This window comes from Paenibacillus sp. R14(2021), from assembly GCF_019431355.1.
Classification (GTDB): Bacteria; Bacillota; Bacilli; order Paenibacillales; family Paenibacillaceae; genus Paenibacillus_Z.
Genome location: NZ_CP080269.1, coordinates 2,415,954 through 2,427,747, shown reverse-complemented (window position 1 = coordinate 2,427,747; position 11,794 = coordinate 2,415,954). Strand labels below are relative to the sequence as shown.

General features: G+C 53.2%; 11 protein-coding genes. All 11 read left to right on the top strand.

Translation table 11 applies throughout. The features are described from left to right. The first annotated feature begins 16 nt into the window (after positions 1 to 16). The 11 genes from KXU80_RS11485 to KXU80_RS11435 all read left to right on the top strand — a co-directional run bounded on the left by KXU80_RS11485 (position 17) and on the right by KXU80_RS11435 (position 11,760). Positions 17 to 595 carry a TetR/AcrR family transcriptional regulator gene (locus KXU80_RS11485; protein WP_219838303.1) on the top strand — a complete coding sequence of 193 codons (579 nt, stop codon included), beginning with the start codon at positions 17 to 19 and terminating at the stop codon, positions 593 to 595. An 82-nt stretch (positions 596 to 677) separates the two neighbouring features. Next, positions 678 to 1,448 (top strand): SDR family NAD(P)-dependent oxidoreductase, encoded by a 771-nt coding sequence (locus KXU80_RS11480; protein ID WP_258171357.1) that lies wholly within the window; start codon positions 678 to 680, stop codon positions 1,446 to 1,448. A gap of 187 nt (positions 1,449 to 1,635) precedes the next feature. After that, complete coding sequence (locus tag KXU80_RS11475; protein WP_258171443.1) at positions 1,636 to 2,559, top strand: helix-turn-helix domain-containing protein; 924 nt, start codon at positions 1,636 to 1,638, stop codon at positions 2,557 to 2,559. A gap of 248 nt (positions 2,560 to 2,807) precedes the next feature. Beyond that, entirely contained in the window at positions 2,808 to 4,556 is a 1,749-nt protein-coding gene (locus tag KXU80_RS11470; RefSeq protein ID WP_219838301.1) for an ABC transporter substrate-binding protein, read from the top strand. A 68-nt stretch (positions 4,557 to 4,624) separates the two neighbouring features. Beyond that, entirely contained in the window at positions 4,625 to 5,578 is a 954-nt protein-coding gene (locus KXU80_RS11465) for an ABC transporter permease (protein ID WP_219838300.1), read from the top strand. A 12-nt stretch (positions 5,579 to 5,590) separates the two neighbouring features. Next, complete coding sequence (gene opp4C / locus KXU80_RS11460; RefSeq protein ID WP_219838299.1) at positions 5,591 to 6,514, top strand: oligopeptide ABC transporter permease; 924 nt, start codon at positions 5,591 to 5,593, stop codon at positions 6,512 to 6,514. Between the two features lie 11 nt (positions 6,515 to 6,525). Then, complete coding sequence (locus KXU80_RS11455) at positions 6,526 to 7,509, top strand: ABC transporter ATP-binding protein (protein ID WP_219838298.1); 984 nt, start codon at positions 6,526 to 6,528, stop codon at positions 7,507 to 7,509. Then, entirely contained in the window at positions 7,502 to 8,476 is a 975-nt protein-coding gene (locus tag KXU80_RS11450) for an ABC transporter ATP-binding protein (RefSeq protein ID WP_219838297.1), read from the top strand. Before KXU80_RS11455 ends, KXU80_RS11450 begins: the two co-directional genes overlap by 8 nt. Before the next feature lie 279 nt (positions 8,477 to 8,755). Beyond that, a complete protein-coding gene (locus tag KXU80_RS11445) occupies positions 8,756 to 10,498 on the top strand; it encodes an ABC transporter ATP-binding protein (protein ID WP_219838296.1) in 1,743 nt (580 codons plus the stop codon). 153 nt (positions 10,499 to 10,651) lie between these two features. Next, entirely contained in the window at positions 10,652 to 11,056 is a 405-nt protein-coding gene (locus tag KXU80_RS11440; RefSeq protein ID WP_219838295.1) for a Fur family transcriptional regulator, read from the top strand. Beyond that, the gene (locus KXU80_RS11435) at positions 11,023 to 11,760 is read left to right on the top strand and encodes a winged helix-turn-helix domain-containing protein (RefSeq protein WP_219838294.1); all 738 of its coding nucleotides are present in this window, start codon (positions 11,023 to 11,025) and stop codon (positions 11,758 to 11,760) included. The genes KXU80_RS11440 and KXU80_RS11435 overlap by 34 nt, the downstream gene beginning before the upstream one ends. Positions 11,761 to 11,794: the final 34 nt, after the last annotated feature.

Below are 11,794 nucleotides of genomic sequence, written 5' to 3'. Positions count from 1 at the left end.
GGAGGGGGACTTACGCATGACCAGAACGAAGGAGTTTGACGAAGAGATCGTTTTGCAGAAGGCGATGAAGCTGTTCTGGGAGCAGGGCTATGAAAAAACGTCCATTAACGATCTGGTCGAGCACATGGGCATTCATCGCAGAAGCTTGTATGATACATTTGGCGACAAGCATAAGCTGTACTTAATGACCGTTGATCGTTACGGGAAGCGGATCAACTCGGCGCTCTCTGCGAGCATGCAGCGCTCTACCTCCAGGCAGGCTGTACAATTCATCTTCGATATGGCGGTCGAAGGGCTTGGCGAGGAGAGTCCTCCAGGCTGCATGTTCGTGAATATGGCGGTGGAGCTTGCCCCAAGGGATCTCGAGGCGGAGGCGAAAGCGTGCGAAAGCTTCAGCTCGGCAGAGCAGCATCTTGCAGGCATTATCCGTCAGGGACAGCAGAATGGCGAGTTTACTTCCGTCCAAAGCGCTGAAGAACTCGCGGAGAGCCTGCACAACGCGCTGCTTGGACTGCGGGTGCTCTCACGAACGTCAACGAGCAAAGAGAAGCTTTATCGCATAGCAAAGCTTTCTATGGAAATACTAGATAAATAAGAAAAAATTTTTTTTGAGGAATTGAGAATGAACGTTCTCAAATTGACAGTACGACCCGTATAAAACGTCAAGGGAGAGATTAATGATGGGTAAATTAAACGGAAAAGTTGCATTGATTACAGGAGGCAACAGCGGCATCGGCCTGGCAACGGCCAAATTGTTCATTGCAGAAGGGGCTAAAGTCGTTATTACCGGCCGGAATCAGGAGACGCTGAACGCGGCGTTAAAGGAGCTCGGTGAAGATAACGGCTTTGCGGTTCAAGCGGATACGACGGATCAACCGAGTATCGAGAAAGCCACTGCCGCAGCCGTGGAACGATTTGGCAGGCTGGACATCGTATTTGCAAATGCAGGCATTGCCGGAAATACGCCGGCTGGGGCAACGGAGCCTTCCGTTTTCGATAATATTATGAAAATTAACGTATCCGGCGTCTTCTTCACCGTTCAAGCTGCCCTGCCGTATTTGACATCCGGCGCATCAATCATCTTGAACAGCTCTGTGCTTGCGAAAGCAGGAAGCCCGGGTTATGCCGCCTATGCGGCGAGTAAAGGGGCTGTCAGCAGCATGGCGAGAGTGCTCGTATCCGAACTTTCGCCTCGCGGCATTCGTGTGAACACGGTATCGCCGGGTGCGACGCGGACGCCGATTTGGGGGCAGCCGGAAGGGCTGGCGCAATTCGAGTCGAAGCTCACGCGTTCGATCCCGCTTAACCGCCTCGGTGAACCGCAGGATATCGCGAACGTTGCCTTGTTCTTGGCCTCCGACGATGCGGCTTTCGTCCAAGGCGCAGAAATCAGCGTAGACGGCGGCGCGGGCTCCTCCCCGTTCGGCGCCCCAGTGTACCGGACATAAGAGCTGGCCTCCATCGGCCGCGAAGCGTTGCGCAAGAAACACGGACCTTCAGGTACCGTGTTTCTTGTCGTATACATATGCAGCATATCCCATTATGCCTCTTCCGCTTGGACATATGAGTCCAGCTGAGAAAAAATCGAAGTGGAACACAGCGATGAACGCACCTATAATAGCAGATAGAGAGGGGGTGCGGACGTTGGCGTACAGCTTGGATGTGAGATTCAAACCATTATTCGAAGTCATGGGCAGCTTGCATGCCTATATTTGCCGTAAGTCACATAAGAAGCTTGATCTATCTCCGTCTTGGGCTCAGCAGGTCCAGCAGCGGATAACGCCTGAATTATCCGATCTGCTGGACGGCATTGGAATAGATGGCGATTGGAAGTTGACGTATCTGCTTGTGCATCTCTGTCCAGGCGAAGATGCCGCCGATTTCGTCGAGTGGCTCAAGGGGATGGCGGCAGGGGACTTATATGAATTAATGTCGCCATACAGCAATCTGTTTCCTGCACATATGGGCGATTTCCGCGATCGCACGGTCAGGCTGTTCCAGCAGTGGAATGAGCAATATATGCAGCATGTCGATCCGGAAATTATAGAGCGGCTTCACGTAGAAGCGATGAAGCGGAAGCAAGCGCTTCCTGCGTCCGATCCGTTCGCGTTCGTCGACGAAACGACAAACGGGCTGCAGTTTGCGCCGATGAACGAGCTGAAGCAGATCATCCTTATGCCGCAGTATCATTTTCAGCCGATCAATGTTGTCAGCTATTTCGGCAAAGTAACCCTCTGTCATTACGCGGCCAGAATTTACTTGGGCGACGAGGATTTCCTGACGCCGCATGAATACCGGATGATCCGAAGCGTGGCGGAGAAGAGCCGGCTGAAGATATTAAAGTATCTTCGCCAAGGACCGCGTTCGTTTATCGAAATCGTGCGCCACATGGAATTATCGAAGGGGATCACGCATGACCATATCTCCAAGCTTCGCAACGCCGGCCTGCTTACGGCCCACTTCGAAGGAGAGACGCTGACGGCATACAGCCTCCGAACAGGCGCCTTGGAGCAGATTCATAGCAAAATCATGGGTTATATCGAGCAGGGCATGGCTTAATAAACGCTATTTGAATCAACCGCTCCCGCATCGTGAAAGGACGATGGGGTGCGGTTCTTTATGCTGCGTTAACTTCGTGCGGAGGTCTTTTTATGATGAACTAAATAATTATTCTTCTCAAGAAGAAATTTATTCGAGTTCTCTATTTACAGAACCAATTCTCCTGCCTATAATAAGACAAAGAATGCTGAGTAAATCTATCGGGATTAAACCCTGGCTTAAATAAAGCCGTACTCTAGGAGGGTATCATGAAGAAAAGAATCGCAACTCTATCCACAGCCATACTTGCAAGCGCGTTACTCCTTTCCGCTTGCGGAAACAACGACAATGCTGGTAGCGGAAACACACCGGGCGCAGGCACAAACCAAACGGCACCGGGCAATACCGCAAATACAAGCACGCCAAACCCGGGGTCCGATGCTTCGGGGCTGATTAAGGCCTCGGACATGTCCAAGCTTCCGGACACCGCTAAACAGCGTACGGACACAATTATTGTGGGCTTGACCGATCCGAGCGGTGCGTTCACGCCTTACTTCCAACAAAGCGGGTATGACGGCAACGTCTCGTCGCTGCTCTACACGCCGCTTGTCAAAGTCGACGATAAAGGACTTCCGATCCCCGGGCTGGCAGAGAAATGGGATGTGTCCGCGGATAGCTTGACTTATACGTATCATCTTCGCAAGGATTTGAAATTCAGCGACGGCTCGCCGATGACGGCCGACGACGTCGCATTCACATGGACAATCCTATTCGATAAGTCCTATGACGGTGACTCTCAGGTCAACACGCTGCTGGTTAAAGGAAGCGATGCGTATAAAGCAGGAACTGCGAAGAGCATCGAAGGCATTAAAGTCATCGATCCGCAGACGATCTCCGTGACGCTTACGAAGCCGAACGCAAGCGCCCTGACGCTGCTTGGTTCAGACGTACTGTCCAAGGCCTATTACGGCAAGGACTACAAGCAAGGTCAGCTGGACTACATGAAGAAGCTTAGCGGCAGCCCGCTTGGCAACGGACCGTACAAGCTGGAGAAGTTCATTCCGGGTCAAGAAGTTCGGATGATCGCTAACGAGAATTACTTCCAAGGCAAACCGAAGACAGCGCATTTCATTTATAAAACGGCCGCAGGCGATACGTGGCAGTACCTTGAAACAGGCGAGGTCGACTACGCTTCGTTCAGCGCGACGAAGGAAAACATCGATAAGCTGAAGGCGCTCGGCTTCGCCAATATTCTTCCTTATACGCCAAGCAACTACGGTTACCTGCAAGTGAATCTAGAGCATCCAGCGCTGCAGGATAAGAAGGTTCGTCAAGCATTAACCTATGGACTGGATCGTCAGAGCATTTACGTCGATGCGAACCAAGGCGCAGGCGCAATCGCCAACATCCCGTCCTCTTCGATCTCGTGGTCCTACACGGAGGATGGCATGAATCCATATAAGTATGATCCGGACAAAGCGAAGCAGCTTCTGGACGAAGCCGGCTGGAAAGTAGGCGCGGGCGGCATCCGCGAGAAAGACGGCAAGAAGCTGATGATCCACTACCTCGGATCCAAGAAGCCGGACACGGATATCTTCATCGCCATCGCGAAAGAAGATTATGAAGCGCTCGGTATCAAGTTCGAGCCCGAAGTATTTGCGGATTTCAATGCCCTCGTCTCCAAAGTCGAAGGCGGGGATTACGATCTCGTATCCTTCTCCACGTCGCTCTTGACCGATCCATCGGACGGACTGCTTCAATTCGTGGATGGAGAAATTAAAGGCTACAACAATCCGAAATTCAAAGAACTGTACGACAAGGGCTTGGCGACGACGAACATCGATGAGCGCAAAGCCATTTACAAAGATATTTACAAGCTGCTGAATGATGATCTGCCTGTTATCTTCACGAGCTACAAGAAGAGCGTCTACGCTTATAACGGACGTATTCAGAATGTCAGCGTCAGCCCGTTCAACGGTCTTGCTCCAAGCTTGCCGGACTGGACACTCGGCCAATAACGGCCACCAAGAAACGCTATTCCCTGCCCGAGCTCTCGGGCAGGGAATAACAGGTTAAGGAGTCGATTATGAGCACGTACATTACGAAGCGGGTCATCTATATGATCCTCATCTTATTCGCGGCTTCTTTTCTCGTTTTTTGCCTATACGCTTTAACGCCGGGCGATTTCATAACGGGAAATATTAAGCTGACGCCGGAGCGCAAGGCGGAGCTGCGGGAAATCTACGGGCTGAATAAACCCGTGATCGAACGATACGCGCTCTGGATGAAGAACGCTTTCCACGGCGACTTCGGCTATTCGTTGTCGCAGCAGAAGCCCGTATTGACGTTATTTAACGAATATATCTGGAATTCGTTCCTGCTTGCGATCGTGTCTACCTTCTTGACGTGGCTGATCGCGGTGGTCGTGGGCGTGGTCGCTGCCTACAAGCAGTATTCGTGGTTCGATACGATCGTCATGCTGGGGCTCTTCGCCGCCTTGTCGATTCCGTCGTTCTTCATCGGGCTGTTTCTTATTAAAATCTTCGCGGTCGACTTGAAGTGGCTGCCGCCCGGCGGCATGCTGACCACGGGAAGCAATGCGACGGGTATGGCTTATATCAAGGAAGTCATGCGTCACATGCTGCTCCCGGTGGTCGTCCTGACCTTGCTTGGCGTCGGATCGTTGACGCGCTACTTCCGAAGCAACATGATCGATATCATCAAGCAGGATTATATCCGCACGGCCCGCGCCAAAGGCTTGAAGGAACGCAAGGTACTGTTCACCCATGCGCTGCGCAATGCGCTGCTGCCCGCCATTACGCTGGTCGGCTTCGAGCTGCCGGGTTTGTTCGGCGGATCGATTATTATTGAACGAATATTCAACTGGCCGGGAATCGGTCAGCTTTATATGCAATCCTTTGGATTGCGGGATTATCCGCTGCTCCAGGGATTCACGCTGCTTATCGCGATCTTGACCGTCATCGGCACGCTGGTATCGGACCTTCTGTACCATGTCGCCGATCCGCGGGTCAAGCTGTAGGAGGATAGGAAGATGTCAACGATTACGGGAGAGGCTGAGAAGGCGAGATCCGCCGTTAAGTCCGTATCCACTTCGTTATGGAAGCAGTCCCTGAGACGGCTGCTGAAGAATAAACTAGCCGTTCTCGGTTTTGTCGTTGTGGCGTTCATGTTCATAGCTTGCTTTATCGGACCGCTATTTTCTCCTTATACGGATAACAAGATTCACATGGCATTCATGAATAAAGCACCAAATCTCAAGCACTGGCTCGGCACGGATGCGCTGGGACGCGACGTACTCACTCGCGTGCTGCAAGCGGGGCGGATTTCATTATCCGTTGGTTTGATTTCGATGGTTCTGTCTGTATTCGTTGGCTCTCTATTCGGCATCATTGCCGGTTATTACAGAGGGATTGCCGATCAAATCATCATGCGCATTGCCGACCTGCTGCTCACGATTCCAAGTCTTCCGCTTCTGTTCATTCTCGGCGCGCTGCTCTCGGAATGGAAGGTGCCGACGGAGTATCGCTTGTACATTGTCGTGCTGATGCTCAGCGTTGTTGGGTGGCCGGGCCTTGCGCGAATCGTTCGGGGGCAGATGCTCAGCCTGCGGGAGCGCGAGTATATGCAGGCGACCGTCGTTCTCGGTCTTCGCGACCGCCGCAAGCTGTTCAACCACCTGCTGCCGAATTTAATGCCGCTGCTCATCGTTATTGCGACCTTGAACATTGGCGGTGCCATTCTATACGAATCCGTGCTCAGCTACTTCGGTCTAGGCGTCAATGCGCCAACGCCGACGTGGGGCAATATGATTGATGCGGCGAATACGATTATTGATTTTCAGGATCATCCTTGGCTGTGGATTCCGCCGGGGTTCTCGATCTTCGCGACCGTTATCGCCATTAATGTGTTTGGCGACGGGCTGAGGGATGTTTTGGATCCCAAGCAGAAAAGGTAGGTGTACGCAGCATGGATAACATCCTTGACATCGAGCATTTAAGAACATATTTCAAGACCGAAGGAGGCATCGTCAGAGCCGTTGACGATGTCAGCTTGCAAGTCCGCAAAGGCGAAATTGTCTGTATCGTCGGCGAGTCCGGCAGCGGCAAGAGCATTACGGCGATGTCGATCATGGGCTTAATCGAAGGTCCGGCGGGCGAAGTTGCAGGCGGAAGCATTGGGTTTAACGGCGAGGACCTGCTTCAATTAAGCCGTAATGAGATTCGCACGATTCGCGGCAATGAGATCGCTATGATCTTCCAAGAGCCGATGACCTCGCTCAATCCCGTGCTCAAAATCGGCGAGCAGCTGATGGAACCGCTGATCGAGCACCGCAAAATGAGCAAGAAGGCGGCCCGGAAGCGGGCGATCGAACTGATCGGCGAGGTAGGGATTTCGCGCGCGGAGCAGATCATGGACTCGTATCCGCATGAACTAAGCGGGGGTATGCTGCAGCGCATCATGATTGCCATCGCGATCTCATGCGGGCCCAAGCTGCTTATTGCCGACGAACCGACGACCGCGCTGGACGTCACGATTCAAGCGCAAATTCTCGATATGCTGCGCAGGTTCAGGGAAGAGTCCGACATGTCGATTCTGCTGATTACGCATGATCTCGGCGTCGTGGCAGAGATGGCGGATTACGTCGTTGTCATGTACGCGGGCAAGGTCGTGGAGGAAGGCGAAGTGGTCGCTTTATTCGGGAATCCGAAGCATCCGTACACGAAGGGCTTGCTGAAATCCAAGCCGATCATTAATCAGCGCCAAGAGGAGCTGTATTCCATTCCGGGTCAGGTGCCGAATCCGCTGGAGCTCGTGCCTTCTTGTTACTTTCACGATCGGTGCGCGCACTGCATGGACATCTGCAAGACCAAGCAGCCGCAGCTGTTGGATGTCGGCAATGAGCAGAAGGTTGCCTGCTGGCTGTATGAGGAGGCGATTGCGCATGTCTGAGGAACAACAGCCGCTGCTTGAGGTGAACAGGCTCAAGAAGTATTTTCCGATCAAAGAAGGTCTGTTCAGCCGCACGGTCGGCAGCGTAAAAGCAGTCGACGATATCAGCTTCTCCATTAAACGCGGAGAAACCTTCGGCCTTGTCGGCGAGTCGGGCAGCGGGAAGAGCACGGTAGGCCGTACGATTCTGAGGCTGACGGACAAGACCGACGGCGAAGTGAAATTCAAAGGGATCGATCTGCACGGGCTGCCTCCTGAGGAGCTGCGCCTGCTTCGTCCGAAGATGCAGCTGATCTTCCAGGATCCCTACAGCTCGCTCAACCCGCGCGTCCGTATTGGAGACGCGATCGGCGAGGCGCTGATCGAGCACGGCCTCGTGCTGCGAGCCGACGTTCGCGCCCGCGTGCTTGAAGTTCTGGCAGCCTGCGGCTTGTCGTCGTACCATATCGACCGCTTCCCCAATGAGTTCTCCGGCGGTCAGCGCCAGCGCGTCGGCATTGCAAGGGCGCTGGTCTTGAATCCCGATTTGATCATCGCGGATGAGCCGGTCTCGGCGCTGGACGTGTCGATCCAAGCACAGATCATTAACCTGTTCCGCAGCATGCAGGAGAAGAGCGGGCTCACGTATTTGTTCATCTCTCATGATCTGAGCGTGGTTGAGCATTTATGTTCGCGGATAGGGGTTATGTATCTGGGCTCGATGATGGAGACGGCATCGCGCGACGAGTTGTTCCGCGAGCCGCTGCATCCGTATACGAAGGCGCTCCTGTCGGCCGTTCCCGTCCCGATTCCGAAGCTGAAGCGCGAGCGTATCGTGCTGAGCGGCGAATTGCCGAACCCGGCGAATCCGCCCTCCGGCTGCAAGTTCCATACGCGGTGCCCGTACGCCGTACCCCGCTGCCGCGAAGAGGTGCCGCTGTTCCGGAATGTCGGCAGCGATCGCAGCGTTGCATGCCATCTCGTGTGAAAGGCAAATTTTGATACTCGCCAGGCGAGGTCAGCAGATTTCTGGCTGGCCTCTTTCTTATGCATGAAGCTTGTTCAAGCCAAAGCTTGTCATGCGCAGCTAACTGTTCTCTTCTAACAAGAAATCACTTATACTACAAGTAATATAGAACAAGGAGGCAATAACATGAGAAACATGACGAATCTGACCGCAGCTGCATACAAGGGTGTAACACTGACCTAACGTGCATAATCGGTGTACCCCCTTGGATGTGTTCTAAAACACTTAAAGGGGTAACTTATGCGTTTTCCAATAAAAAAATTTATGTCGTACTACAAGCCGTATCTTAAACTGTTTCTGGCGGTGCTCGGCTGTGCCTTTATCGTATCTGCTGCCGCTTTGGTATTCCCGCTGCTCGTCCGCTACATCACGAAGGATGTGCTGACAGGCGACTTGTCTGGAGCACAAACGAAGGTCTATATCGTCGGCGGGGTGATGCTTCTGCTGACCGCCATTCAAAATGCCGGGAATTACTTCGTCGATTACAAAGGGCATGAGATTGGCGCCCGCATGGAACGCGATATGCGAAGCGAGCTGTTCGCGCATATGCAGCGGCTTTCGTTCGGCTTCTACGATAAAGAGAAGACAGGCAAGCTGATGTCCCGTCTTACGAACGATCTGCTGCTCGTCTCCGAGCTGTACCACCACGGACCGGAGGATTACGTCAAATACGCCGTCCGTTTTATCGGCGCATTTATCATTCTATTCATGATTAACACGCCTTTAACGATCGCCGTATTCTGCTTCCTGCCCCTTATGGGCATCTTATCCTTGTACTTCAATAAGCGCTTAAACAAAGCCTTAAGAAGAAACAAGGAGCGGATCGGAGACATTAACGCGCAGGCCGAGGACAGCTTATCAGGCATCCGGGTCGTGAAATCATTTGCCAACGAGCACGTTGAAACCGCGAAGTTCGACCTGGAGAACAACCGTTTTCTCGCCAGCCGGAAGAGCACGTACAAAGCCGAGGCCTTATTTTATAATAGCTTCGAAACGATTATTCAGTTGATATCCATCACCGTAATCGTCTTAGGCAGTGCCAGTATCGTCCATGAGACAATTGATTTGGCTGACTTAGTGACGTTTCTGCTCTATATCGGCTTCATGATCGAGCCTGTTCAGCGAATGGTTCATATGAGTACGCAGCTGCAAGAAGGCGTCACCGGCTTCGAGCGCTTTATGGAATTAATGGAGATGAAGCCGGAAATCGAGAACGAGCCGAATGCGGTTACGTTGCCGGCCGTGAGGGGCGACATTGAATTCAAACAGGTCACGTTCCGCTATGAAGACCACTTGAATCCGGTATTCGTCAACCTGTCGCTGCGGGTTAGGCCGGGAGAGTACGTCGCGCTTGTCGGTTCGTCCGGAGCCGGGAAGACGACGCTGTGCTCGCTGATTCCACGTTTCTACGAAGCATCTGGAGGAGAGGTGCTGCTCGATGGGGTCAACGTCCGCCGGATCGATCTGCATGCCTTGCGAAGCAGTATCGGAATCGTTCAGCAGGATGTTTACCTGTTCTCGGGAACGGTGCTGGATAATATCCGCTACGGCAATCCTTCCGCAAGCGAAGCGGACGTCGTAGCGGCTGCCAAACATGCCAATGCCCATGACTTTATTATGAGCTTGCCGAGCGGCTATGAATCCGAGATCGGGCAGCGCGGCGTCAAATTGTCGGGCGGCCAAAAGCAGCGCCTTAGCATTGCCCGTGTATTCTTGAAGAATCCGCCCGTGCTTATCCTGGATGAAGCGACCAGCGCGCTTGATAACGAGAGCGAGAGCATCGTCAAGGAATCGCTGGAAGCATTGGCAAGAGGGCGTACAACGATCGTCATCGCCCATCGACTGTCTACGATTCGCGGTGCGGGGCGGATAATCGTGCTGACGGAAGACGGCATTGCCGAGCAAGGCACGCACGAAGGGCTGCTTGCGCGCGGCGGCGCATATGCGCAGCTGTACGCCAAGCCATTCGAATACCAAGTATAAGCGTTGATTAGATCGGCTCTCCCTTGAAGAAGGGGGAGCCGTTTTTTGCGGTCACCATGGTGCTTATTGATTCCAACAGGCGGGGCCCGCTTGACGAAATCGTCAGTAAGGATTAAATTTAAACTAAGTATAAAAAATGGGGAGGGAAACGCTTTGTCCCGTCAAAGTTTGACTACGCCAAGAAAGCTAATCCTTGATATCGTGAGCAATTCGCACGATCATCCTACTGCATCAGACGTGATCGACCGAATTAAGAGCCAAGGCCAAAGCGTTGCTTACGCGACTGTATATAATTCACTACGATATCTAACCGAGCATGGACTTCTGCGCGAGCTGAGGCTTGAAGGCGATGCGAGCCGTTACGATGCCAGGATAGAGGATCACCAGCACATTGTCTGCGTCGCCTGCGGCGCGGTGAACGAGATCATGACGCCCACGCCGCAGGAGTGGATTCATCGCATTGAGGCCGAGACCGGTTATTCCATTAAGGAAGAAGAATTCTTGTTCAAGGGGGAATGTGAAGCATGCAGAACATCGAAAAATCCAGTTCATTCATAACCCCGATAAGCGACGCATCATTCACGTCTCTCTTTCCGGAGGGCGAGTTTTGTTCGCAAACGAAAAGGGTCGTCGTCGTTAGTCCGTTCCCTGCACGTCTGCAGGCGCTCGTCTCGGAGCTGATGGCCCGCTGCTATGACGTTCTCATGTTCCATAGTGCCAAGGACCCGATACTTGCCATGCTGCAGTACGATCTGATCGTTGTCGACATGACGTGGGGCACCGACGAGGAGCTTTCGGCTGAAGCAGCTGCTGCCGAGTCCTTATATTTAATCGGCGACAAGTCGATCTCTCCGATGCCGGCTGGGCATGTCATGAATTGGCCGAGCGAGCTCGAACCGGCTGTTGCCAGAATCCAAGAGCTTGCAGACCGGAGCAAACCTGCGGCTTCTTCGGAAGCGGGGGCCGACCGGCTGCGCTTCAAGGACGTCGAGATCGACCTGAAGCGGATGATCGTTCTTCACAGAGGCTCGAAGATCGAATTAACGAAGACGGAATATGACTTGCTGCGCGTCCTGCTCGCTTCGGACGGCGTGATGACGCGTCAAGCCATCATGGAAGCGATCTGGGGCGATGGTTACTTCGGAGGGAGCAATTCCATTGACGTTCATATCCGCAGCCTGAGGCAGAAGCTCGGCGACGACCCGAAAAGACCGGCTTACATTACGACCGTGCGCGGCGTTGGCTATCGGATCGGGGAATAAGGAGAAGCGCGTCCCGCGGCTATTGCCGCGGGAC

Coding starts and splice junctions, on each gene's coding strand:
- KXU80_RS11480 (WP_258171357.1), top strand. CDS start 678: ATGATGGGTAAATTAAACGGAAAAGTTGCATTGATTACAGGAGGCAAC.
- KXU80_RS11445 (WP_219838296.1), top strand. CDS start 8,756: ATGCGTTTTCCAATAAAAAAATTTATGTCGTACTACAAGCCGTATCTT.
- KXU80_RS11485 (WP_219838303.1), top strand. CDS start 17: ATGACCAGAACGAAGGAGTTTGACGAAGAGATCGTTTTGCAGAAGGCG.
- KXU80_RS11435 (WP_219838294.1), top strand. CDS start 11,023: ATGCAGAACATCGAAAAATCCAGTTCATTCATAACCCCGATAAGCGAC.
- KXU80_RS11465 (WP_219838300.1), top strand. CDS start 4,625: ATGAGCACGTACATTACGAAGCGGGTCATCTATATGATCCTCATCTTA.
- KXU80_RS11450 (WP_219838297.1), top strand. CDS start 7,502: ATGTCTGAGGAACAACAGCCGCTGCTTGAGGTGAACAGGCTCAAGAAG.
- opp4C (WP_219838299.1), top strand. CDS start 5,591: ATGTCAACGATTACGGGAGAGGCTGAGAAGGCGAGATCCGCCGTTAAG.
- KXU80_RS11455 (WP_219838298.1), top strand. CDS start 6,526: ATGGATAACATCCTTGACATCGAGCATTTAAGAACATATTTCAAGACC.
- KXU80_RS11470 (WP_219838301.1), top strand. CDS start 2,808: ATGAAGAAAAGAATCGCAACTCTATCCACAGCCATACTTGCAAGCGCG.